The organism is Shewanella sp. Pdp11, assembly GCF_002838165.1.
GTDB classification, from domain to species: domain Bacteria; phylum Pseudomonadota; class Gammaproteobacteria; order Enterobacterales; family Shewanellaceae; genus Shewanella; species Shewanella hafniensis.
Window position 1 is genome coordinate 4,582,509 of sequence record NZ_CP015194.1, and the last position, 25,676, is coordinate 4,608,184.

At 47.0% G+C, this 25,676-nt stretch carries 14 protein-coding genes and 1 pseudogene; 3 read left to right on the plus strand and 12 right to left on the minus strand.

Features of this window, described 5'->3' with window-relative positions; all coding sequences use genetic code 11:
- Nucleotides 1-51: 51 nt before the first annotated feature.
- A complete protein-coding gene (locus tag AYJ58_RS20160) occupies nt 52-1,533 on the minus strand; it encodes a GGDEF domain-containing protein (protein WP_106651464.1) in 1,482 nt (493 codons plus the stop codon).
- Between the two features lie 294 nt (nt 1,534-1,827).
- Between AYJ58_RS20160 and AYJ58_RS20165 the strand changes: the two genes are divergently transcribed.
- Nucleotides 1,828-2,781 carry a DUF72 domain-containing protein gene (locus AYJ58_RS20165; protein WP_106651465.1) on the plus strand — a complete coding sequence of 318 codons (954 nt, stop codon included), beginning with the start codon at nt 1,828-1,830 and terminating at the stop codon, nt 2,779-2,781.
- Nucleotides 2,782-3,024: 243 nt separating this feature from the next.
- Here AYJ58_RS20165 and AYJ58_RS20170 read toward each other — a convergent pair whose 3' ends face one another.
- Both AYJ58_RS20170 and AYJ58_RS20175 read right to left on the minus strand, forming a co-directional pair.
- Entirely contained in the window at nt 3,025-4,494 is a 1,470-nt protein-coding gene (locus tag AYJ58_RS20170; RefSeq protein WP_106651883.1) for an inorganic phosphate transporter, read from the minus strand.
- A gap of 248 nt (nt 4,495-4,742) precedes the next feature.
- Nucleotides 4,743-5,558 (minus strand): AraC family transcriptional regulator, encoded by an 816-nt coding sequence (locus AYJ58_RS20175; RefSeq protein WP_106651466.1) that lies wholly within the window; start codon nt 5,556-5,558, stop codon nt 4,743-4,745.
- An 84-nt stretch (nt 5,559-5,642) separates the two neighbouring features.
- Between AYJ58_RS20175 and AYJ58_RS20180 the strand changes: the two genes are divergently transcribed.
- Nucleotides 5,643-6,359 carry a type 1 glutamine amidotransferase gene (locus AYJ58_RS20180; RefSeq protein ID WP_106651467.1) on the plus strand — a complete coding sequence of 239 codons (717 nt, stop codon included), beginning with the start codon at nt 5,643-5,645 and terminating at the stop codon, nt 6,357-6,359.
- 97 nt (nt 6,360-6,456) lie between these two features.
- Here AYJ58_RS20180 and AYJ58_RS20185 read toward each other — a convergent pair whose 3' ends face one another.
- The 6 genes and pseudogenes from AYJ58_RS20185 to prfB all read right to left on the minus strand — a co-directional run bounded on the left by AYJ58_RS20185 (nt 6,457) and on the right by prfB (nt 16,333).
- Nucleotides 6,457-8,145, minus strand: coding sequence for a glucan biosynthesis protein (locus AYJ58_RS20185; RefSeq protein WP_106651468.1), 1,689 nt, complete (start codon nt 8,143-8,145; stop codon nt 6,457-6,459).
- A 307-nt stretch (nt 8,146-8,452) separates the two neighbouring features.
- Entirely contained in the window at nt 8,453-8,887 is a 435-nt protein-coding gene (locus AYJ58_RS20190) for a PaaI family thioesterase (protein ID WP_106651469.1), read from the minus strand.
- A 180-nt stretch (nt 8,888-9,067) separates the two neighbouring features.
- A pseudogene (gene katG / locus AYJ58_RS20195) lies at nt 9,068-11,233 on the minus strand (catalase/peroxidase HPI).
- 310 nt (nt 11,234-11,543) lie between these two features.
- Complete coding sequence (locus AYJ58_RS20200) at nt 11,544-13,016, minus strand: carbon starvation CstA family protein (protein WP_106651470.1); 1,473 nt, start codon at nt 13,014-13,016, stop codon at nt 11,544-11,546.
- Between the two features lie 687 nt (nt 13,017-13,703).
- Nucleotides 13,704-15,206 (minus strand): lysine--tRNA ligase, encoded by a 1,503-nt coding sequence (gene lysS, locus AYJ58_RS20205; RefSeq protein WP_006080389.1) that lies wholly within the window; start codon nt 15,204-15,206, stop codon nt 13,704-13,706.
- A 28-nt stretch (nt 15,207-15,234) separates the two neighbouring features.
- Nucleotides 15,235-16,333 (minus strand): peptide chain release factor 2 gene (gene prfB / locus AYJ58_RS20210; protein WP_006080387.1). Its coding sequence is split into 2 segments (ribosomal slippage): nt 15,235-16,257 and nt 16,259-16,333, totalling 1,098 coding nucleotides; the frame shifts between segments, so codons are not numbered across the junction.
- A 538-nt stretch (nt 16,334-16,871) separates the two neighbouring features.
- Here prfB and fdhF point away from each other — a divergent pair.
- Nucleotides 16,872-21,173: a formate dehydrogenase subunit alpha gene (gene fdhF, locus AYJ58_RS20215; protein WP_106651472.1), complete on the plus strand. Its 4,302-nt coding sequence runs from the start codon at nt 16,872-16,874 to the stop codon at nt 21,171-21,173.
- Between the two features lie 184 nt (nt 21,174-21,357).
- Here the strand turns inward: fdhF and AYJ58_RS20220 are convergent, their stop codons facing one another.
- The 3 genes from AYJ58_RS20220 to rlmC all read right to left on the minus strand — a co-directional run bounded on the left by AYJ58_RS20220 (nt 21,358) and on the right by rlmC (nt 25,669).
- On the minus strand, nt 21,358-23,022 hold the full coding sequence (locus AYJ58_RS20220) for a methyl-accepting chemotaxis protein (RefSeq protein ID WP_106651473.1): 1,665 nt from the start codon (nt 23,020-23,022) through the stop codon (nt 21,358-21,360).
- Between the two features lie 126 nt (nt 23,023-23,148).
- Nucleotides 23,149-24,297: a chromate efflux transporter gene (gene chrA / locus AYJ58_RS20225; protein WP_106651474.1), complete on the minus strand. Its 1,149-nt coding sequence runs from the start codon at nt 24,295-24,297 to the stop codon at nt 23,149-23,151.
- A 199-nt stretch (nt 24,298-24,496) separates the two neighbouring features.
- A complete protein-coding gene (gene rlmC, locus AYJ58_RS20230; protein ID WP_198555535.1) occupies nt 24,497-25,669 on the minus strand; it encodes a 23S rRNA (uracil(747)-C(5))-methyltransferase RlmC in 1,173 nt (390 codons plus the stop codon).
- Nucleotides 25,670-25,676 lie beyond the last annotated feature (7 nt).

Here is a 25,676-nt window from a genome sequence, read left to right on the forward strand (position 1 = left end):
TTTATACCTTCCAGCCGCTCCAACTCTTGCGCCTGAACACCTCAATCGGACTCACACTATCTTAGTCACCTTGTTTTCAAGGTTATTTAACTCGCTGTCTTTTAACTCAGTGTCTTTTAACTCAGAGCTCTTTAGCTCAGGAGCCGCAGTCAGAGGATCTGCATGCAGGTTTCTTAACCCTTGATAGCCCATTTCAATACGATTGCCTCCATTCTTCTTAGCCTTATACATAGCAGCATCCGCACAGGAGAGTAACTGTTTTTCGTCCATGCCGTGCTCTGGATACAAGGCAATACCAATACTCGGTAAAATATGGATTTGCTGGTCGGCAAGCTCGAAGGGTTGGTTAAGGACTTGTAATATTTTATGCGCTGCCAATAGGGTATTTTGAGCAGAATCAACACGTTCTAGTAAGATCACAAACTCATCACCGCCGAAACGTGCTACGGTATCTAAACCCCTAACACAGCTGAGAATACGCTGCGCCGTTACTTGCAGCAGCAAATCGCCAACGCTATGACCAAAGGTATCGTTAACCCATTTAAACTTATCTAAGTCTAAATAAAGTAAAGAGAAATAACTTGATTCCCTATGGGCACGGGATAGTGCCTTTTGAAACCTATCGTAAAAAAGCTCGCGATTGGGCAACAGGGTTAACTGATCATACAGCGCAATATGTTCTAATCGCGCTAGCATTTGTCGGCGTTCAATCGCGAAGGCAATTTGCGTAGAAACAAATTCCAATAACTCACGGTCTTGATGAGTATAAGAAGCCGAAGTGGGCAAGCTATGCATCATCAAGGCACCAATAACGCCCTTTTGCAGCTTCAGTGGCACGCCCAGCCAACTTAAATTGCCATTACCCAGTTCTTCGCGAATGGCTTGTGGATACTCAGTTAAGCTTAAGGGACATAGGAGTAATGACTCTGCACTGTGGATCACTTGCTCAGTGAACACGCTGAAACTGGCGATATCAACCAGTGAATTATCCCCCGCGGCGGCTTTATAGGGGAAACTGAGTTCATTCAAATCCTGATCGTACAATGCAATGGCAAAATTTGCCGCAGGTAGCAATTTCGCAATAATTTCATGGATACGGCGGTATAGGGCTAGCAAGTCCTCAGCAACATGCACAGCTTCAGAAATCTCATACAGGGCTGCTTGTCGGCGTTCGGCGTTTTTACTTTTAGAGATATCCCTCGCCACTGCCACACGTTGCTGGTGAATCTCGGACCAGCGGGCAGACCATAAAATATCGACAACTGTGCCGTCTTTACGCACATAACGGTTTTCGAAATCGACCTTATAGCGGCCAGTCATAATCTCATTGGCAGTTGCGAGTGTGCGCTCTCTATCTTCAGGCAGCACAAGATCGAGCATCTGCATACCCATCATTTCCGCAGGCGTATAGCCAAAAATACGTTCAGCCCCCGCACTGACAAATTCAAACCGCCCAGTTTTATCAACGACGCAAATAGCATCCAAAAGAAGGTCAATAAAATTGCTTAGGGAAGTGTAGCCATCATTATTCACACCGTTCTCCAATCAACGTCTGTATTTGGCTAAGTAATAAGTCTGATCATAAGCATAAAAATAATAATAACGCACTATTAGAGTAGGTTAATTTTCAATGTCATTCCAGAGTTGCCCAAGTTGGGCTCGGCTTTTTATAGGATTAAATGCAAACAAAATCAAATACAATACCCTAAACCATCAGCGGCGAGATTTGACTCTAGACTAAGGGTATCGGCACAATGCCCCAAACCCTAGCCTACATCAGGCTAGGATTGCATTGGCCAATGTGAATAAAATTTAAGGAAGGTCTTTTTGGATGAGTTGCGTTCTGGGTTAAATAAACCGAGTCATTTTCGCCTTGGGCTAGCCATGTGGTCACACTCAAATTGGCAAGAGAGTGTCTATGGCTATGGGATTAAACAAGCGGAGCGACTCGCCCGTTACGCCACAATATTCAATACGGTCGAAGGCAACACCAGTTTCTACGCAACACCAGCACAGCAAACCGTTATGAACTGGCATAGTGCCACACCCGATGATTTTCGCTTTACCTTCAAGCTGCCGCAAACCATTACCCACCAAAAACTATTGCAATACTGTGGCCAAGAGTTGAAAGATTTCTTCCAAGTGATGGCGCCATTAATTGATAAAACGGGGATCTGGAAAATCCAACTGCCCGCCTATTTCGGCCCAGAAAACTTACCTGTGTTAGCGCAATTTCTCAATCAAGTCCCCCAAGGATTAACCTATGGCGTTGAAGTCAGGCATGCTGCATTTTTTGCGAAGGGAGAAGCCGAGCGTGCACTGAATCGATTGCTTATCGATAAAAAAGTGAATCGCATCATCATGGATAGCAGGCCCTTGTTTGCCCTACCACCCAGCAACGCCGCCATCATCGACGCCCATAAGAAAAAACCTCGAGTGCCAGTGCATGCGATTGCCACCGCAAATCATCCAGTGGTGCGCTTTATCGGCCAAGCAGACGATGCCGTAACACGACTCGCGCAGCAAGGCGCGAGCGCTTTACCTAAGGATAACGATGCCTTTTTTGATAATTGGCTCGCCCAACTCCCGCAGTGGCTTACTGAAGGCCGAGAGCCTTATCTATTTATCCATACTCCCGATAATGAAACCGCACCAGAACTCGCCATACGTCTCTATCAAAAATTGCGCAGCCAAATTGCAACGCACATTCAACTCGCCGAGATAAACCTGCTTGAAAAGAAACCCGAAGAGACAAGCCCCCAGATGGGACTTTCTTGGTAGAACGCTATCAAGGTAAAACGCGCGTAATAAAACCCACGGCAAGCTCGCCGTGGGTATCGCTGCTCTTATTATTGGTATCGTGCTTTAAAACGTATTCGAGATTGCTCAACCATTTTATCCTTGTGGGTGTTGAAGGCTCAACACTAACAAGATGCCTTAGCTCATTATCGCGGGAAACAGCGCTGAATTTAAACACCAAGCGCTTAAAGCTTGGCTATGTGAGCATTCAGCTTATATTTCTGGCTAACCCCAAAGTGCATTGGCAAGGATAAACACGCACGCAGAGAGCAACATAGTGATAGGAAGCGTCAATAGCCAAGCGAGCATGATTTGCTTGATTGTCTGTATCTGAAGCCCTGAGCGATTCGCCACCATAGTGCCAGCAACAGCGGAAGATAGAATATGAGTCGTCGATACCGGCATGCCCGTCATACTGGCAATCCCAATCGATACGGCAGCGGTGACCTGTGCAGCAATACCTTGGCTGTAGGTCATACTCGATGAACCAATTTTCTCACCCACGGTATACACAATCCTTCGCCAACCCACTAACGTGCCGCAGCCCAGTGCAGTCGCAATGGCAATAATCACCCAAAGTGGCGCATATTCAGTGGTGTGGGTGAGATCCTTGCGCCATTTCGCCAATGAAGTCAGATCTTTCACGGGCAGATCTAACTTAGCGACTTGGCGAGCGGTATCATCGATGCACAGGAGTAATCGACGCACCTCGCGTCGCTCAGCGACATTCATCTCTTGGTAAGTCGAGACTTTTGCCAAGCGACGGTCGAGCAGCGACATCGCGGGCAATACATTCGCGGGCGAGCAATGGGCCAGCATATATTCGGGGACGTTTGCTGAAGCGTTAAAGTCGATCACATCGGCAATAACGGCTTGATTGCGATCGTAAATCGCCATAATGCGCCGATTGGCGTCTTGAGTTCTTTCTATATCATAGGGTTGGCTGCCCATATCCAAGGCAAAATACGCCGGAGCCATACAAATCAGTACTAACATCACTAGGCCGATACCCTTCTGACCATCGTTAGAACCATGGGCAAAACTCACGCCCATAGCAGAGACAATTAAACTCGCCCTGGCCCAAAATGGCGGATGTTTTTTGCCATTAATCTGCATCTGTTCATCGGGAGTACGGTGAATTTTATGTTTCTGCCAGACATATTTCATAATGAGCAGAAAAATCCCCGCCATCACAAAACCTAAGGTCGGCGAAATAATTAAGGACAACATGATCTGCGAGGCTTTAGAGACATTAATGCCCTGCAAGATAGGCTGATGATTCATCCACGCGAACGCGCCGCCCACGCCCATTATTGACCCAATCAAGGTATGGGAACTCGATGCTGGAATACCGAAATACCAAGTGCCTAAGTTCCAGATAATTGCCGAAAACAGCAAAGAAAAGACCATCAATAAACCTTGGGTCGAATCCATGCCGAGCAAGGAATCTACGGGCAATAAATGCACTATCGCATAGGCCACACCTAAACCACCTAATAGCACACCCGCAAAGTTAAAGAGTGCAGAGGTAGCAACAGCAAGATTGGCCGGCATCGCCTTGGTATAGATAACTGTCGCCACCGCATTTGCTGTGTCGTGGAAGCCATTAATAAATTCGTATGCCAGTACAAAAAGTACGGCAAGGACTAAACCCACCGACCACGCAAAGCCTAACGTTGTGAACATTTCAAACATAAAATACTTACCCATGGCGAGAACGCCCACAGGTTACGCCCAAGTTTGGGGTCTTTTACAGTGAAAAATTGTTTAGATTGTCAAAAAGTGAATTAGCCCCCAATAACTCAGTAGCATGCTTGCAATTAACACTGGCTTGATTTTATTCGGCCAAATGAATATTTGTGCCGCGAAAAGGTGCAATATATTGATTCAATATTAAATAAGCCAACTAAAAATAGTGTTCATAACCATACGCCGTAACAGGGTTATATCCCATGATCGCCTAACCGAAATCGCTGTGGCGTCATCCCAAAACGCTCCTTGAAGGCTTTGATATAGGATGAATCATTTTGATAACCAATTTGGTGGGCCACATTCTGTATTGATAGGTCTGTGGCCAATAACGACAGCGAATAGATCAGCCGCAAATGTTGGCGCCATAAGACGAATGAGGAACCAAACTCCCTCACAAATAACCTCGACAATGTTCGCTCCGATGCCCCAACCATCTCACCCCATTTCACTAAAGAGAAATCTAAAGCTGGCGTTTGAGTTAAGTACTCAAAGATCAATTTTAGGCGCCTATCTTGCGGTATCAGTAACTTAAAGGTCTGTCCTTCCGCACTATTAATTTGATCGTATAACACCTCAAGCAAACACTGTATTGCCGCCAGAGCCATTGGCTCAACATTCGTTGGGGGATTAAAAACACATTGTTTTCTAAGCGTTAGCACCAACTCCCTAAGAAAAGCACTCATAGCGACGGGCTTTATCATGGCGCCATAATCTCGGCCATACATAGGATTCAAATAGACACCAATAAAGCAGGTATCTGTAATCGCAACAGACTCATGCATGACACCTGCAGGTACAAAAAGCGCTGTGGTATGGGGAACCAAAAACAGTGCCCCATTTGCCTCTGTCTGTAACAGGCCTTGAAGCGGAAAAATAAGCTGATGCCAACAGTGCTGGTGTAAAGCATCCACATACCCCTTCTGCATCTCAATCGTTTTTACAAAAGAAGGCATATTAGGCGCTTGCTCAATAATGGTATTAATCGAATCGAGTTGGCGATTTAGCATTATTACTTGTCCATATAACGTTATTCAGCCAAATAAAAAGGATTATAGCATAGCGTTATCCCATAAAAGACACAGGAAAACTCGATGCGCATTCATTGCATTATCCATGAAAGCTATGAAGGTCCAGGCTATTTTAGCGATTGGGCCGCAAGCAAAAACTACAGTATGAGCTTTAGCAGAATCTATCTAAATGAAGCTTTACCCGACAATAGTGATGGTTTTGATCTATTAATTATCCTCGGTGGCCCCCAATCTCCCGCGACATGCCAAAGCGATTGTCCATATTTTGATAGCCAAGCAGAACAAAGGTTTATCAGACAAGCTATCCAAAAAAATAAAGCCGTTGTGGGGGTTTGTCTTGGCGCACAGCTAATCGGCGAGGCATTAGGCGCCCGTTATCAAAAGAGCCCGCATACCGAGATTGGTTACTTTCCTATTGAACTGACTGCGGCAGGAAAAAGTGATATTAACCTTAAGACATTTTCGACCACTGAAGTGGTCGGCCACTGGCATAACGACATGCCTGGCCTCACTCCCGATTGCGAAGTGCTCGCCACAAGTGCAGCCTGCCCGCGGCAAATTGTACGTTACACAGATTTAGTTTTTGGATTTCAATGCCATCTTGAATTTATCAGTAGCCAATTAGCGCCATTAATTGCTCAAGAAAATGCTTTTTCTAGCACACAGAAAATGCCCTATATTCAAAGCCCTGAGTTCATACTGGGGCAATCAACGACTCGAATGAATCAGTTGCTGGGGCATTTTTTAGATAATCTAGTCTTAGCCTATCAAGCCGTATAAACCCAAAAACCTGCAGAGGTAGGATTCAGCGGGCTCAGTTAAAACAAAAACGCCAGCTAAATTAGCTGGCGTTTTAGATTAATAACTCACAAATCGCTTATTGCAGATGACCCGCATTGTGCAATTCACGATCATCCTTTGCAGGCGGATTCCACTGATACATCCAAGTTTCAGACAATGGCTGGCCATCGACTTCTAAATAGACTCTCAGGTTAATCGGCTCAGTACCATCTCCGGGTGGCACTACGTCAAACATAGCGCGGTAACCATTAATCGAAGCTAACGGACGGGCTGACTCAATTTCGACTTTACCTTCAGATGCAGTGATCACAGCTTTAACTTGGGTATCTTTGCCAATCATAGGCAAAGTGCCGCCAGCGAAATCCACCACAAAACGCTTACTGTAGTATTTGCGTTTCTGGCCAACTACACCGCCAATCCCAGTGAAAGTATCGACAACACGAGCGCGGGGTGATTGAACCGGTGGAATGCCGCCCCAATACATGTTGTAGCTATACAGCAGCTCTTGACCCGGCACAATCGGCTCAGCAGGATTCCAGAAAGCCACTATGTTATCGAAGGTTTCATCCAGTGTTGGGATTTCAACTAACTGCACTGAACCTTTACCCCAACTGCTTGTTGGTTCAATCCACAGGCTTGGGCGTTTATCGTAAAACACGCCGTCATCCTGATAGTGATCGAAGTTCCGGTCACGTTGCAGTAAACCAAAACCTTTTGGATTTTCATCGCTATAGGCGTTGAATCGTAGGTTTTCTGGGTTACCTAGTGGACGCCAAATCCATTCACCATTACCCGTGTGCATGGCTAAGCCATCGGTGTCATGGATTTCTGGACGCCAGTCGTAACCGGTACGGCGATCGTTCTCACCCACCATAAACATACTGGTCAGTGGCGCTACGCCTAAACGTTCAATTGCTTTTCGTGGATAAACAGCCACATCCACTTTCATTTTTAAACGCTCACCCGGTTCGATATCGAAACGGTAAGCCCCCGTGACACTCGGAGAGTCTAACAAGGCATACACTGTCGTGATGTTCGATCCTGGTTTAGGTTTTTCTAACCAGAAGTCGGTGAACATTGGAAATTCTTCAGGTTTTGGCAGCGCAGTATCCACCGCTAAACCACGAGCCGACAGGCCGTATTGCATCTCATGACCCACAGCGCGGAAATAGCTGGCGCCAAGGAAAGCGACAACGTCACGTTCCCAATCCGTATTGAACTGCATACGGAAACCCGCAAAACCCAGCTCCTTAGGCAACTGACTGCCTTTCACCTTTGATTTGCCGTAATCGAACATAGAAGGCGAATAGTCAATTAACTTAGCCTTGCCTTCATTCAATTCATAAATGTGAATTGGCGTGTCGAAATACAGCCCTAGGTGGAACAGTTCGGCGCGGAACTCAGAGTCCTGATCGCGCCACAGTGCAGCTTTCTTCTTAAAGTGGAATTGCTGGTAATCATCCCAGCTCATGCCTTGAAGGCTTTTAGGCAATTCGCCTTTATGGCTTTCGTAGGGTTGCGCAGCCATAGTTCGGGCATAGCCCTTAAGCCAAGCGTAACTAAACTCTTCACCTTCTTGTGGTGACGCCTGCTTACCCGCCGCACACGCCGAAAGACTCAGCAATACGCTACAGGTTAACAATACGCTGCCAACCATGCGCTGCAAACGGCCGCGACGAGAGGAAGATTGGGCTTCAATCGAAGGTACTGTCACCATCGATTGTTGGTAAACGTTTCTTTGTTCGGGAAATAAATTGGGTTGCATAAGCAGACTCTGAATTGGTGTAACTTCCTGACACTTCCCTGCAAATCTAACTAAATTTGCAGCGATGGCCCTGTGGAGAACTGTTGATGACAGAGGTAACAATACAGCGATCAGCAACAATTCGCCAGAATCTAACATACTTTCTGTCGAATGGAATATCGCATGCTAGCTATTTTCAATCTTGAAGCCTATTTATGAAAATATGATTAAAAAATTCCGTTATTTACTGAATTAATGCTCATAAAATCCTTACAGCTAACAGGGTAAAGTACTGTTCTAATAACATTGGGTACCGCATAGCATCAGCCTATGGTCTTAAAATCATGCAAGTCGCCGTAGCGGTGGCCAGTAATTTTCCATCCTGCGTTTTTAGCGTGCCTTCCGAAATTCCTAAGGACTTAGACAGATTAATCACTCTGCCCTCGGCCACTAACACTTGATGCTTAGGCACAGGTCGAATCATTTTAATATTCAAATCGATAGTACCGTAACCCACACCCGCTTCAAGCAAAGTGTGCACAGCGCAGCCAGTAACAGAATCCAGTACAGTGGCAGCGAAACCACCATGAACGCCGCCTAGCGGATTCAGATGCTTATCATCGGCTGTCGCATTAAACAGCACAGAGCCTTCTTCGGCTCGAATCAATGACATGGGCATAGTCTGCGTGATAGAAGGAGCAGGCAGTTCCCCCTTTGCCATTGCCTGTAAAATAGCTAAACCCGACATTTGCTGAATGTTCATATCCCTACCCTAAATTGATAAACGCCGTTAAAGATTAATAAAAATGATCGCGTAACCAGTGAGAGTTAGGCGATCATTTGACTGAAAAATCCACTTAAGCACTAGACTAACCTTCAAGACGACAAGGCTTAAATCGGACCCATTTGCCACTTAGATAAGACTTACAAACTAAAGCTAAACTCAGCGCAGATCAAACCTGTCTAAGTTCATTACCTTAGTCCAAGCCGCGATAAAGTCATCGATAAATCGCAGCTGCGCATCGCTGCTCGCGTATACTTCTGCAAGTGCACGCAGCTGCGAGTTAGAGCCAAAAATCAAATCAACCCGCGACGCCGTCCATTTTTGCTGGCCGCTAACGCGATCAACACCCTCAAACCTATCCTCCGCTTTGGAAGTGGGTTTCCATGTCGTCCCCATATCCAGCAAGTTAACGAAAAAGTCGTTGGTTAAAAACTCTGGGCGCGTGGTCAATACACCCGTTTTAGATTGATCGGCGTTCGTATCTAACACTCGCAACCCACCGATGAGCACTGTCATTTCCGGCGCGGTTAATGTCAGTAACTGTGCCCTATCGACCAATAACTCCTCCGCCGATAGCGAAAACTGGGTGGGATGATAATTTCTAAAGCCGTCAGCTACAGGCTCAAGTACCACGAAAGATTCCACATCCGTTTGCGCTTGCGTGGCATCCATACGACCCGGCGTAAATGGAATCGTCACTTCAACCCCTGCATTTCTGGCCGCTTGATCGATACCAACACAACCTGCCAGCACAATTAAGTCAGCAAGGGAGATTTTTTTACCGCTTTTGTTGAACTCAGACTGAATAGTTTCAAGTACTTTCAGCACTTTAGCGAGTTGATCAGGCTGATTCACTGGCCAGTCTTTTTGCGGTGCGAGGCGAATTCGGGCACCATTCGCACCACCGCGCATATCCGAACCGCGATAGGTCGATGCAGAGGCCCAAGCGGTTGCTACCACTTCTGAAATCGTTAATCCTGAACCAATAATCTTACTTTTAAGATCCATGACATCCTACTCATCAACCAAGGGATGGTCAACCGCAGGGATGGGATCTTGCCAAAGAAACGCTTCGGCTGGCACTTCAGGACCCAAATAGCGTGTGCATGGCCCCATGTCTCTGTGTGTCAGCTTGTACCAAGCCTTTGCAAATACATCGGCAAACTCATCGGGATGCTCAAAGAATCGACGTGATATTTTCTCGTAATCAGGATCGAAGATCAGTGCAAGGTCGGTAGTCAACATGGTTGGCACATGACGTTTTGAAGCATCGTGCGCATCGGGGATCACCCCTTTACCCGCGCCATTTTTAGGTATCCACTGATGGGCACCCGCAGGGCTCTTAGTCAGTTCCCATTCATATCCGAATAGATTTTCAAAAAAATTGTTACTCCATTGGGTTGGTGTTGAAGTCCAAGTCACTTCGAGGCCACTGGAAATAGTATCGCCACCTTTACCGCTTTTATAGCGACTCTGCCAGCCTAGGCCTTGCTGCTCAATACCTGCGGCTTCTGGCTCAGGTCCGACTAATGCTGCGTCACCTGCACCATGGGTTTTACCAAAAGTATGACCACCTGCAATCAAGGCTACGGTTTCTTCATCATTCATCGCCATGCGGGCAAAGGTTTCGCGGATATCAACGGCGGCAGCGAAAGGATCAGGGTCGCCATTGGGTCCCTCAGGGTTAACATAAATCAGCCCCATTTGTACTGCAGCAAGAGGATTTTCAAGATCCCGCTCACCAGAATAACGCTTATCGTCTAACCACTTATCTTCGGTACCCCAGTAGACATCGGCTTCGGGCTCCCATATATCGACTCGCCCACCGGCGAAGCCTAAGGTTTTGAATCCCATAGATTCCAGCGCGACATTACCTGTGAGGATCATCAAATCGGCCCAGGAGATTTTATTGCCATATTTCTGTTTGATCGGCCAAAGGAGCCTGCGAGCTTTATCGAGGTTGACGTTATCTGGCCAACTATTTAACGGCGCAAAACGTTGATTACCGCTGCCCGCACCGCCGCGTCCATCACCGGTACGGTAGGTGCCGGCACTGTGCCACGCCATACGAATAAATAGTGGTCCATAGTGACCAAAATCCGCTGGCCACCAGTCCTGTGAATCAGTCATTAATGCGAGGAGGTCTTGCTTTACCGCGGCTAAATCGAGGGATTTAAAGGCTTCAGCATAATTGAAGTCTTCACCCATAGGATTCGACAAGGAAGAGTGCTGATGCAGAATATCGAGCCGGAGCTGTTTAGGCCACCAATCTCGATTCGTGGTGCCACCAGCAGAATGATGCATAGGACATTTGTTCTCAGACATAACGTGCTCTCCTTATGTTCGCAAAAAATATTCAAGTAAGTAAAAACTAAATGACTTTTGCTGCATGTTTGTACTGCGTAACGTTCTCACTCACCGACTAATCGTTTCTATAGAGAAACAAAAAACAGTCTAACGACCTTACCTTACCTCTAGATGAAACGCGATAAATCATCCCATTAAATAATGTTCAGCAAACATTGCCCTTTTTAAATTAAGATATTAAAGGATAGCTAAGTTACTGCTAATCATAAAAAACAAGGGCTGCAAAATGCAGCCCTTGTGTCTAAATGGTCAAACTTGGTGTAACGGACTATTTGACGTCTGCCACAGGTTTGCGTCGGTTGTGCGCAATAATCAGCGCGACTAAACAGATAACCCCGACTGCGATACCTACAGGCTGGCTCAAAGGTTGGGGTAAACCCAGACCAATACCCGCTGTCATAATGTAAGAAACTGTGACACTAGTACCACCAATCGCTGGCAAGCTCACAATCCAATGGAAAGTCCCGCGGTCGAACAAATACTTAGTCGCTAACCACAATACACTGGTTGATAGCAGCATATTTGAGAAGGCAAAATAGCGCCAAATCAAGGAAAAATCGATCTTCGTCATAAAGTACGCAATCGTTAGGATAGGTACAGCAACCAATAAACGATTACGCATGCTTTGTGGAATATGGAAGGCGTCGATAATCGTCAGTCGCAGCGAACGGAACGCAGTATCACCAGAGGTGATCGGGAAAATAGCCACGGCCACAATCGCCATAATGCCGCCCATCACACCGAGATACGTCGTCGCCACTTGGTTAACTACTAAACCTGGACCGCCTTGGTCGAGCAAACTCTTAAGCTCAACATAACCACCAGGGAAAGCCGCGATACCCGCAGTAGCCCATACACAAGCAACAATACCTTCAGCAACCATAGCGCCATAATACACAGGACGCACATACTTCTCGTTGGTCAAACAACGGGCCATGATGGGCGCTTGCGTCGAGTGGAAACCACTAATCGCACCACAGGTAATAGTCACAAACAACAGTGGCCATACTGGTAATCCGTCTGGATTTGGCTCAAGTAACTCGTTGTTGTAGTGACTGTGATCGAAATAAGCAAACACATCACCCATTTCAGGTAACTGCGGTGCATTGATCATCAGGGCAACCGCAATAGAAACCGTCATCACTATCATCAACAAACCAAATGCGGGATACAATTTAGTGATGATTTTATCGATCGGCAGCATAGTCGCCAAAAAGTAATAGGCTAAAATCACAAGCACCCAAAAGGTGTTATTGCCAAAGATAGTATCTTTGAAATAATCGAGATTACTCAGCAAACCTGCAGGGCTCATGATGAAGACCACGCCCACAAAAAACAGCAGCATGGCGGTAAACAGCAACATCACGCCTTTAAAGTAGATATTAAAGTAATGACCAGCTATCTCAGGCAAACTCTTACCGTCTTCTTTAATGCTGAGCACGCCAGAAAAATAATCATGCACCGCACCGCCTATAATGTTTCCCAGCACAATCCACACCAAGGCAATAGGACCGTATAAAGCACCGAGGATCGGACCAAAAATAGGCCCCACACCCGCAACATTGAGGAATTGGATCAGAAACGCTTTAGCTGGATGAACAGGCACATAATCAACACCATCTTCGAATTTTGCCTGTGGCGTCTTAGCTTTAGGATCGATACCCGCTTGACGTTCAACAAAGGGGCTATAGAACTTGTATGCAAGCACTAAGAGTGCGATACAAATAAAGAAAATTAACATTATTTAATTATCCATACTTTAGTAGGAGGTGATTTAATGGAGAGTTTCATTGAGTTAGCGACTGAGGTCAAGCAACACCCTATTAGACTAATGTCGGGTTGATTATCTGAAACTACCACTGGGTGGGCATAGGTGAATAAATGCGTTTGAAAATAGTTCATCGTACTGTTTATAACGTCAGTGATGCAGCCTGCTATTTTGGCATTCACTCATTGCCGCGTCTTAACCCCTTCAGCCTGGGTCTTCCCGTAAATCTTCTCTACCAATAATGAAATGAACACAGCCAATATCGTGTATAACTGGTGACTGGATGCTCTCACCTTGGCTGAGTATTTCCTGACATCCCAATATGAAACTCCAAGTTAAAACCACAATCGACACTCACAAACTAAACCCGCAATCTACACTACAATCGATAGCCACACCTGAAACTCACATGCCACTTGATGATGTTCATCTAACCTATTTTTAGGTTACTAGTGGTTCGACTCTAGCACGCATCATTTTTAACTATTCTAGAAAACAAAAAACCAGCCAAATGGCTGGTTTTTATGGGGCATATCATCGCCGTGATGGGTAGGTCATTCCTAAACTCACTGCAAACTCAACTTATTACGACTTGCTAGCAGCCGCGTAGCTAAGGCTAATGCAACAAAATGTACCAATGAAAAACCTGGTTCGACTGCATTACGCCTGTGGGCGCATCGCTGGGAACAGGATCACGTCACGGATAGTATGAGTGTTAGTGAACAACATCACTAAACGGTCGATACCAATACCTTGACCTGCCGTGGGTGGTAAACCGTGCTCTAGTGCAGTGATATAGTCTGCATCGTAGAACATGGCTTCGTCATCACCCGCATCTTTGGCGTCAACTTGCGCTTTAAAGCGGTTGTCTTGATCTTCAGCATCGTTCAGCTCGCTAAAGCCGTTAGCCACTTCGCGGCCACCGATGAAGAATTCGAAACGGTCGGTGATGAAATGGTTGTCATCGTTACGACGTGCCAGAGGTGAAATGTCCGCTGGGTAACCAGTGATGAAGGTCGGTTGCATCAATTGCCATTCAGCAGTTTCACCGAAGATTTCTTCAAGCAGCTGACCACAAGTCCAGAACTTCTCAATCTTCATGCCTAAGCTTTTCGCTAAATCGCGCATGAATTCAACATCTTTCACTTGCTCATAGGTCATAGCTTGGATAGTCGCGTTATCAGGATTGTACTTCTGAATCGCTTCTAACATGCTTAAACGTGCGTATGGGCCGCCGAAATCGACTGTGTGCTCGCCGTATGGCATTTGCGCACTGCCAAGCAGTTCGATAGCAATCGAGCTGAGCATTTCTTCGGTTAAGTCCATCAGATCTTTGTAGTCTGCATAAGCCATATAGAATTCCATCATAGTGAATTCTGGGTTATGACGTGGCGACAGACCTTCGTTACGGAAGTTACGGTTGATTTCGAACACACGCTCAAAACCACCAACCACTAAACGCTTCAGATATAATTCTGGTGCGATACGCAGGTACATTGGCATGTCTAAGGCGTTGTGATGGGTGATGAAAGGACGGGCCGAAGCGCCACCTGGGATCACGTGCATCATAGGGGTTTCAACTTCCATGAACTCTTTTTTGATCATGAAGTTACGAATTGCAGAAACCACTTTAGAACGCATGATAAAAGCATTGCGTGAATCTTCGTTAACGATCAGATCCACGTAACGTTGACGGTAGCGCATTTCTTGATCGGCTAGACCATAATAGTCCGCAGGCAATGGACGCAGTGCTTTGGTCAGTAGCTCATACTGTTCCATGTTGACGTATAAATCGCCTTTGCCAGACAAGTGCAACTGACCGGTTACACCGATAATGTCACCGATATCCAGACCTTGAAAACGCTCTTTTAAATCAGCTTGTACGCTTTTTTCAGCATAGGCTTGAATACGGCCAGACACGTCTTGGATCACTAAGAAAGGACCACGTTTTGCCATGATGCGGCCAGCAATGCTGGTCTTAAAACCTAAGGCTTCGAGTTCTTCTTTAGTGTTTTGACCATACTGTGCTTGCAGTTCAGCCGCTTTATGGGTGCGACGGAAGGTATTTGGATGCGCATTAGCACTACAGTTTGGGCGGATGCTTTCTAGCTTGGCACGGCGCTCAGCGATCAGTTTGTTCTCATCAATTACTTGTTCAGTCATCTTATTTCTCGTCTATACCTTGAATTAATTACAGCCCAGATTTCAAACTGGCTTCGATAAACTTATCCAGATCGCCATCGAGTACCGCTTGAGTGCTACGGTTTTCAACGCCTGTGCGTAAGTCTTTAATGCGGGCATCGTCTAATACATAAGAGCGAATTTGACTGCCCCAGCCGATATCAGACTTAGCGTCTTCTGCGGCCTGTTTGTCGGCATTTTGTTTGAGCATCTCTAGCTCAAACAGTTTTGCTTTCAGCTGCTTCATCGCAGCGTCTTTGTTCTTGTGCTGTGAACGGTCGTTCTGACACTGCACGACTGTGTTAGTCGGTAAGTGGGTAATACGAATCGCCGATTCTGTTTTGTTAACGTGCTGACCACCCGCGCCCGATGCGCGGTAAGTGTCGATACGCAGATCCGATGGGTTGATATCGATAGTGATATCGTCGTCGATTTCTGGATAAACGAACACAGAGCAGAATGACGTATGACGACGACCCGATGAATCGAATGGCGACTTACGCACTAAGCGGTGCACGCCCGTTTCTGTACGTAACCAACCGAACGCATATTCGCCAGTGAACTTAATGGTCGCGCCTTTAATACCGGCCACGTCACCATCGGTCACTTCCATCAACTCTGGGCTAAAACCATGGGCTTCGCCCCAACGCAGGTACATACGCAGCACCATGTTGGCCCAATCTTGGGCTTCGGTTCCACCACTGCCAGACTGAATGTCTAAATAACAGTTTGACGCATCTTGCGGGCCGGAGAACATACGGCGGAATTCGAGATCTGCAAGGCGGCTTTCGAGATAATCCAGCTCTTTACTGGTTTCGTTGAACGTGTCTTCGTCTTCCTCTTCAATAGCCAGCTCGAGTAAGCCTTCAACATCTTCAAGACCTGAGTCCATATCGTCTATGGTTTTGACCACAGCTTCTAGGCTGGCGCGCTCTTTGCCTAAGGCTTGGGCACGCTCTGGGTCATTCCACACTTCTGAACTTTCAAGCTCACGGGTAACTTCTTCTAGACGCTCATTTTTGGCATCGTAGTCAAAGATACCCCCTAAGAAGCTGCGTGCGCTCGGCAAGCTCCTTAATTTTGAATTTTACTGGATTAACTTCAAACATGAATTTTCAACTTTCTTTATTTGGCCGCTTTAATTGATCTTCCACTAAAAGAGGCGATGATTAACAGTATTTGCAACCGCGCATTTTAACCTAACCAGGCTGGTAAACCTAGGGGGGCACTGTTCATTAAATGGGATAACAAGGATTATTTTCCAGCCTAAAAGACCACATTGCCACAGCCGAGACTAACAAAAAGCGCAGAGCTAAGACTGTGATCTTACTTAAATTTAGCCAAGCTAATTGATTCAGTAGACCAAACTCGACCCAAAACACCACTGACCTGCCAAAAAAACATTAGTAATATCAATGTAATTGCCGCTAAAAAGCCCAAATACCGCCAACCTAGTCACAGCGTAATTCGAACAAACATTCACCAGCGCACAGTCTACGCAAGGTTTGTGATTCAAACTGCAATTCTGCTGCAAACTTCCCTTGCCCATAAGCGTCTTCTAAAGCTGTCTAGGTATACTCGAGTCAACCTAAGCCTGCAGCCCCGCGCTATAGCAGCTAAGCACCCTACATATAAAAAGGCCATGGGATGATAGAACTTCGAATTGATGACCAAGTGTTGTCGGTTAACCCGACCAATACCCTACTGCAAGCGGCGCATGCTGCTGGCATAGCCATACCCAGCTTATGTGATCCCAGCGCAGCCTCGCAGCAGTTAGGCACTCATGCACACACTCATGCACATACTCATGCACATACTCATGCACAAGCAGACAAGCAAGCCTGCAATTTGTGTGTCGTCCAAATTGAAAACACCGACGCCAGTTTGCGCTGCGTTCGCGCCTGCGAAACACCTATCACAGCAGGCATGCGGGTGATAACTCAGTCTGAATTCTTAAGCCAAAAACGCAAACAAGCGCTGACTGAAATCTTGAGTGATCATTTCGCCGATTGCGAAGCCCCGTGCCAACAAGCATGCCCCGCGGGTGTCGATGTACAGAGTTACCTGTATCACATAGCCCAAGGCAACCATACCGAAGCCGTTAAAGTCATTAAACAAACTTTGCCGCTGCCGCTTTCTATTGGCCGTGTTTGCCCTGCTTTTTGTGAGGCGCAATGTCGCCGCGGGCTGGTCGATGAGCCCATTGCCATACGTCAATTAAAACGCCACGCCGCCGATCTCGACTTAGCTGATGGCGAAAAGGGCGGCATGAGTTATGTGCCGCCGCGCCAAGCCGACACGGGCAAAAAAGTCGCGATTATCGGGGCGGGCCCAGCAGGGTTAAGTGCCGGATATTACTTATCAAACCAAGGCCATAGCGTAGAGATATTCGAGGCCATGCCACAGGCGGGTGGTTGGCTGCGCTATGGTATTCCTGAGTATCGTTTGCCTAAGGCGATACTCGATAAAGAAATCGAACTCTTGTGCCATAACGGCTTAACCATACACACAGACACGCGCCTCGGCCATAAAGTGCATTTAAATCAATTAGTTGAAGATTTCGATGCCGTCTGTCTTGCGATCGGTGCCCAAAAAGCCGTGCCTATGGATTATCCCGGCAGCATGCTCAAAGGTTGCTACTTAGGCGTTGATTACTTAAAAGATCATTGCCTCGAAAAGACTCTTGTTTTAGGTAAAAAAGTCGCCGTCATTGGTGGCGGCAATACCGCTATCGATTGCGTCCGCACTGCGGTGCGTGAAGGCTGCGATGTCACCTTAATTTACCGCCGCACCCGCGCAGAAATGCCCGCCGAAGCTTACGAAGTACACGAGGCCGAAGTCGAAGGGGTGAAGTTTCATTTTTTAACCAATCCGCTTGAAAACCATAGCGATGCTCACGGCAGAGTCCATTCAGTCACCTTTGCCAAAATGGCACTCGGCGAAGCCGATGCCTCTGGCAGACGTGCTCCCGTTGATACAGGTGAAACCTTTACCCAAGATTTTGACACTGTGATAGCCGCAGTATCGCAGACTCCCGACCTGAGTTTTATGCAAGATCCCGCGAGCCACTTAAGCCAAGGCACACTTGCTCTCAGCCGCTGGAATACCTTTATTGGCTGCGAGCACACTATGTCATCCGGGGTTGAAAAGCTCTTTGTGGTGGGGGATGCGCGCCGCGGTCCAGCCACCGCAGTTGCCGCCATAGGTGATGGTCATAAAGCCGCCATCGCCATAAATAAATTACTCAAACAAGGTCTAAGCTGTGAGTTGCATGCCACTGAATTTAATTCATCAAAAATCATCAGCAAAGCGGTGACACAAGACTTGCCCGCAACCGTTCTTTATCCCGCCGTACCGCGTAAAGCCCGTTTAACCATGCCAGAGCTGAGTGCGGTGCAGCGTCTACTCAACTATGACGAAGTCGAGCTAGGTTTTGCTCCCGATGCCGCCATGCAAGAGGCCGCGCGATGCCTTGAATGCGCCTGCCAAGCCAATACTGATTGTAAATTAAGGGACTATGCGACCGACTACCATGTCGAGCCTAAGTCACTCAACACTCAAAGCGCGCGCAAGTTTTCGGTCGATAAATCGAGTCCGTTCATTCAATTTGATGCAAACCGCTGCATTAGCTGCGGTAATTGCGTCGATATTTGCCAGCTACAAAGTGGCCATTGTGCGATTCAATTTGCCCATGATTCCTATCAAGCACTGCCGCAAGACCTAAGCGAAACCATCGAACGCCGCGCACCGAGAGTCGGCTTTAGCGCCAGTATGGCAGACAGTAAATGCGTGCAATGCGGCAACTGTGTGCAGGTTTGCCCAACAGGCGCACTCGTCGATGCGCGGGATAAACACCAAGGCGATGAAACACCACTCAAAACCGCCTCAACGATTTGTACCTATTGTGGCGTAGGCTGTCGGCTTGACCTTAAAATCGATACCAGCACTAATCAGATCCGTCATATCGAAGGCAACAAAGCGTCTGTGGTTAACCAAGGCATGCTCTGCGTCAAAGGGCGATTTGGTTTCGATTTTATTCACAGTGAAAAACGCCTCACCACGCCACTCATTCGTATAAATGGCCAACTCACGCCAAGTAGTTGGCCTGAAGCCATCGCCTATGTGGCCGAACATTTACAGCAAATAAAACAGCAATATGGCAGTAATGCACTGGCAAGCTTAGCCTCGGCAAAAGCCACCAATGAAGAAAACTTCCTGCTGCAAAAATTTGTCAGAAGCATACTCGGCACCAATAACATCGACCATTGCGCCCGCCTGTGTCATTCATCCACAGTCACTGGGCTACAGCAAAGTATCGGCAGTGGCGCCATGACCAATGACATTCCGAGCATTCAAGCATCGGATGTGATTTTTATCATAGGCTCAGACACCAGCAGTGCTCACCCGATCATCGCCTCGAAAATCAAACAAGCCGTGGCTTTGCATGGTGCAAAATTAATGGTGGCCGATCCTAAACGTGTCGCGATTGCCGACAGTGCACAGCTTTATGTCGCCCACAGACCCGGCACTGACGTCATGCTACTCAATGCGATTATGGCGGAAATCATCCGCAACGGCTGGCAGGATAAACGTTATATCGCTGAACGCACCGAAGGTGTGGATGCCCTCTATGCTGAACTGGAAAAAGCAGATTACAGCCTAGAAAATGCCGCCTTGATAACCGGCGTTAAAGCCGAAGATATCGCCAGCATTGCCCGCACCATAGGCACGGCTGAGAAAACCGCAATCTACTATGCCATGGGCATTACCCAGCACACGACGGGACACGACAATGTCACCGCCATATCTAATCTACAACTTCTATGCGGTAATATTGGGGTTGAAGGTGCGGGGATTAATCCACTGCGGGGACAAAGTAATGTGCAAGGAGCCTGCGACATGGGCGCTCTGCCCAACTTCTTTAGTGGTTACCAAAAAGTCACTGACATTCATGCCAGAATGCGTTTCGAAGCACACTGGCAAACGCCGTTATCGGGAGAAATTGGCGTGACCGCAACCCATATGATGCATGATATTTCCAAAGGGAAAATAAAGGCTTTGTATGTGATGGGCGAAAACCCCGTATTGAGCGATCCTGACCAAGCCCACGTGCTTAGGGCGCTTAATGCAATCGACTTTTTAGTGGTGCAGGACATCTTCCTCACCGAAACTGCCGAGCTTGCCGATGTGGTTCTGCCCGCCGCCGCCTTTGTCGAAAAACGTGGTCATTTCACCAATACTGAACGACGAGTGCAGCGACTCGAACAAGCTCTGTTACCGCCAGGCGAAGCCCTGCCCGATTGGCAAATTGTCCAAGCCATTGCCAATGCGATGGGTGCCGCTTGGGATTACCCCAATGAAGAAGCGATTTGGCAGGAGATCAATGAGCTAACACCACAATATCGCGGCATTACTTGGCAACGATTAAGCACTGGAGTTGACGGTAAAATCCCCCAAGGTATTCAATGGCCTTGTCCAGATGCAACCCATCCGGGAACGCCCATCATGCACCAAAATCAATTCACCCGCGGCTTAGGTAAGTTCACGCCAGTGAGTTATCGCTTACCCGCAGAAATGCCCTGCAGTGAGTACCCGCTCACTCTCTCAACCGGACGTTTACTGGAACAGTTCCACACAGGCACCTTAACCCGTAAAACGGCCGGACTCGACTTACTCGGCTCGCCTAAAGTAATGATTTCAGTCTATGACGCCGAGCAACTCGGCATAGGCAATGGCGATAAAATCAAACTCACTACCCGTCGCGGTGAAATTGAAATCGACGCCTTTGTGACGAAAAGAGCCCAAGCTGGCGTGTTATTCCTGCCCTTCCACTTTGTGGAAGCTGCGGCGAATAAACTTACCATCAATGCGCTCGATCCTGTCGCTTTTATCCCAGAATATAAGGTCTGTTCTGTGAGGGTAGAACGGCTTGCCGAGAAGATGGATTAAGGTGACGTACATTGACTAGAGTGAATTGACTTACTTGAATTGTCTAAAGTGAATGAGCTTGGATGAATTCACTCAGCTGAATTAACGGTTAACGCTTTAAAAAATATATGAGCCAAATAAAACGGAGACCTTAAGTCTCCCGTTTTTAATCAAGATTACTGCAATTAAATCCTAAACTATCCCACTAAATCTTAAACTGGCCCACTAACTTGCCCAAGTTAATGCCTTCTTCCGAGACTGTCATACTGATCCTAGCCGCATCTTCGCTGGAATGAAGTAGCTCATTCACAATCTCTTGGATGGCATACACGTTACGGTTAATTTCTTCGGTTACTGAGCTTTGCTCTGTCGCCGCAGCTGCAATTTGGGTACTCATGTCGTTAATAGCCGTTACCGCTGAAGTGACGGAACCCAAACTATCGGAAATCGTGCGAGAAGAATCCACCGAACGCACGCAGCTTTGTTGACTCTCTTCCATCGCTTTCACGGCTTGGGTCACTAGCTTATGTAATGCCGATAACATCTCGTTGATTTCTAACGTACTGGCTTGAGTGCGGCTGGCTAAGTTACGCACCTCATCGGCGACCACAGCAAAACCTCGGCCCTGTTCACCGGCACGGGCGGCTTCGATGGCGGCGTTTAATGCCAATAGGTTAGTCTGCTCAGCAATACCGCCAATCACAGACAGTACGCTGTTGATCTTCTGGGATTGCTCGCTGAGTGATTTGATACTGCCTGCCGCATTGTTGATTTGCGACATTAAGGAGGCAATCTCCTCAAGTGAAGCATCAACACAGCGCTGGGCATTAGCCACATCGCCAGTAGCAGCATGAGTCGCTTCGGCTACTTGAGTGGTATTCTTAGCCACTTCGTTCGCAGTAGATGACATCTCAGTGATCGCCGTCACCACTTGGTCAGTTTCATTGTTATGACTGACTAACTGACTCGACATGACTTTAGTTTGATCATGAATCGCATTGGCTGCCGTTTTTACTTTAGCGGTCGCGGTCGCGACATCGCCGATGATATTTTGCAGTTTATCGACAAAGAGGTTAAAGGAGCGCCCAAGTTGGGCAATTTCGTCTTCACCTTTTACGCTAAGTCGCTTGGTTAAATCCCCTTCGCCCTTAGCGATATCATTTAAGTTATCGGCCATATTCTTGATTGGCACCACCATACGATGGGCAGCAACCATAATGATAAAGCCAGTAATACCCGTAAGGAAAAGCGCTATCAGCAAAATCGCGAAGGATTTATCCGCCATTTGCTCAGTCACTGTGGCGCGATAATCTTCAACAACAGCTTCAATATCATCAATATATGCCCCAGTACCTAACATCCAGTCAGTGCCCGGGATCATCATGACATAGCTGATCTTCTCAATCTGCTCATTGGTATTAGGTTTTTGATAATAGTAAGAGAAACTACCATCGCCATGTTTAGCGGCGTCGAGCAGGCCGACGATAATTTTAGTGCCGCGGGGATCTGTCATATCAATCTTATTTTGCCCCTCTAAACTTGGGATTAGGGCATGAAAGATGCTTTTACCTTGAGAGTCATACATGAAGAAGTAACCCGCGCTACCAAAACGTATGTCTCTGAGTGCTTGATTCACATTCCCTTGTTCTTTTAACGATAATTGGTAATTCACTATACCAGCGGCAATTTCGGTAGCTTCTTTAATTTGTTGTTTACGTTCACCAACGAGCTTAGATCTAAAAGTAACAACCTCATCGGCAAGCGCATCTTGCTCGACATAATAGGAAACCGACATCAACACCAATAATGCGAGGATCAAAGGGAACAGCGATAGCAATAATAATTTATTGCGCAAACTCAACTTAGACATACTTGAATGCTCCAGAGGAATACAACTTGTATCTTTGGAGTATAGCTAACATTGTTATTTCACTATGCGCTTAAAGTAACAAAATCTTAATCTTGCTCAATAAACCTGCAATTAATCGCCCTCAGTTCAAAATACATTTAGCAAGATCCCACACAGGCTAAAGCCTAAAACCAGCACCAGCATGGGTGGTTTAAATAACTTTAATGCACCAAAACCGAGCAATACCAAGGCCATATCTTTGCCCGAGAATACCGCCTGAGAAAACACCGGTTGGTAAAGTGCAGCGGCAAGTAAGCCAACAACGCAGGCATTGACACCCGCTATCGCGCCAGCAATTTTTGGTCTTGCGGCAATCGCATGCCAACTCTTCAGGCCCACCAGCATGAGGATAAATCCGGGTAAAAAAATGGCCGCTGTTGCGATGCAAGCCCCCATGAAAGGTTTATCTAGCATGACTTCGGCGCCTAAAAAGGTCGCGAATGTGAACATAGGCCCAGGCACAGCTTGGGCAAAGGCATAACCCGTCAGAAAACGATCGCCGCCTATGGTATCGCCCACTGCTGTTTCTAGCAGAGGTAGCACAACATGACCGCCACCGAACACTAAACTCCCTACGCGGTAAAACTCGCTGAAGATCCAAGCCTCAGGTCCGAAATCCACCATAAAAAAACTGCCGATGAGCAGCACGAAAAAGAGCAGTAAATAGAGATAATTCAAGCGAATCGGTGCAAGCGGTGCAGTGTCATCTTGCGTCGTACTCAATTTATAGATGCCGATAGTCGCAGCGCCGAGTAACAGCAGGATTTGCGTCCACATAAATGGCGCAATCAAAATCGCCGCAGCACTGACTAGCATCAGCAAACGGGCGGATTTGCGTTGGCAGAATTGTTTAAACATAGCAAGAACGGCATCGGCAACCACAACGACAGCCATTAATTTAAGCCCATAAATCATCCCTTGAACATAATGATTCGCGAGCCATGCCGACGTTGTTACCGCCAGTAAGTACATCAAAATAAAGGAAGGTAGTGTAAAACCGGCAAAAGCTGCAAGCGCGCCAACAAGCCCACCTCTTTGATAACCAATGGCAAAGCCCACTTGGCTCGACCCTGGCCCCGGCATAAATTGGCTTAAGGCGACGAGACTGGCGTAACGCTTATCATCGAGCCAACCGAGTTCATTAACAAAGGTCTGGCGAAAATAACCAATGTGCGCCGCAGGTCCGCCAAAACTCATCAAGCCTAAGGTAAAAAAGCGTAGGAAAATCTGTTGCATAAATCGCCGCCCATCAATGCATAAAGTGCTGAAGATTATGCCACTAAAAAGACATTATGATGAAGTTTCACGCGTGCAACGCAGATAAAAGCATAACAAGGGCTCCACACAGCAGAGCCCTTAAGATAGTTTGAGCGGATTTCAATAATCGTAAAACGAACAAGTACAAATGCTTAGTGATAAATTGATGAGCTAAAAACTAATCCTTCACCAACATAGCTAAGACTTCAAAATGATCCGTATGGGGAAATAAATCAAATAGCTGCACCTTGGTTAAGTGATAACCTTGAATATGCTCGAGATCTTTCGCTAAGGTTTTGGGATTACAGCTGGAATAGAGAATCGCCTTAGGGGCAAACTCGCTTAATGACTGGCATAAAGCCTCGCCAATACCGCGCCTCGGCGGATTAACTATAATCAAATCCGGCTTATCGGCAGCGCTTTTACCCTTAGCAAAGTCGGTGGAATCGAGCGCCATAAAGCTCACATTCTCAAGCCCCATCATTTGCGCAGACATTTGCGCGCAGGCAATAGCCTCGGCTTCAATTTCAATCCCTGTGAGGGTAATGTCTTTGGATGCGCAGTGCAGTCCGAAACCGCCTACGCCACAGAACAGATCCCATAACGAGCGAGGAGAAAACTCAGCAACCCACTCACGGGCGGTTTGATACAGCTTTGCTGCCACCTGCGGATTGGTTTGGAAAAAGCTCTTGGGCCGAATGAATAAAGGCACATGATTAAAACGCTCTTCAAGACGGGTATTTTCTGTTAAGAAAATCTCTTCATCGCCCTCAAGGATTGCCATATGAATCGGTTGAATATTGACTGACACGACTTTTATTTGCGGATATTCCGCCAATAATGCAGGTAATTCGCGTTCGATGCGTTCAATGCCATTATGGGATCGCAGCACAAAACGCAGCAGATATTCGCCGCGTACTTGGCTGCGGGTCAGCAGAATAAACTTAAGCTCACCCTTGGCTTTATCAACCCGATAGGGAGGAAGCCCCGCCTGCTGCACAAAGCGGGTTAAACGGTGTAATAAATCTTGCATATCAGATGGATATAACAAGCAGTCGCAAAGATCCACCGACTCGCCACTTGGGCTAATAATCCCCAATACGGGTTCATGTGCGGCGCCAAGCACGACCATTTTGGCTTTATTACGAAAGCCGCTGTCGTCGCCAGTAATGGGAGGCAGAAAAAGTTCAACCGAATTTGCGGGAATAAAAGGCGCGAGTAATTGCTGTAACGTTTGGGTTTTAACCGCCACTTGCTGCGCTAGAGGCTGCTGAATATGCCGGCAAGAAAGGCACTGACCTTGATTAAAATAACCACATTGCTTGACGGCATTCACAATAGCAGCACTCACGACAAAT

Coding starts and splice junctions, on each gene's coding strand:
- chrA (WP_106651474.1), bottom strand. CDS start 24,297: ATGCAACAGATTTTCCTACGCTTTTTTACCTTAGGCTTGATGAGTTTT.
- AYJ58_RS20180 (WP_106651467.1), top strand. CDS start 5,643: ATGCGCATTCATTGCATTATCCATGAAAGCTATGAAGGTCCAGGCTAT.
- fdhF (WP_106651472.1), top strand. CDS start 16,872: ATGATAGAACTTCGAATTGATGACCAAGTGTTGTCGGTTAACCCGACC.
- AYJ58_RS20185 (WP_106651468.1), bottom strand. CDS start 8,145: ATGCAACCCAATTTATTTCCCGAACAAAGAAACGTTTACCAACAATCG.
- AYJ58_RS20190 (WP_106651469.1), bottom strand. CDS start 8,887: ATGAACATTCAGCAAATGTCGGGTTTAGCTATTTTACAGGCAATGGCA.
- AYJ58_RS20220 (WP_106651473.1), bottom strand. CDS start 23,022: ATGTCTAAGTTGAGTTTGCGCAATAAATTATTATTGCTATCGCTGTTC.
- AYJ58_RS20200 (WP_106651470.1), bottom strand. CDS start 13,016: ATGTTAATTTTCTTTATTTGTATCGCACTCTTAGTGCTTGCATACAAG.
- lysS (WP_006080389.1), bottom strand. CDS start 15,206: ATGACTGAACAAGTAATTGATGAGAACAAACTGATCGCTGAGCGCCGT.
- AYJ58_RS20175 (WP_106651466.1), bottom strand. CDS start 5,558: ATGCTAAATCGCCAACTCGATTCGATTAATACCATTATTGAGCAAGCG.
- AYJ58_RS20170 (WP_106651883.1), bottom strand. CDS start 4,494: ATGTTTGAAATGTTCACAACGTTAGGCTTTGCGTGGTCGGTGGGTTTA.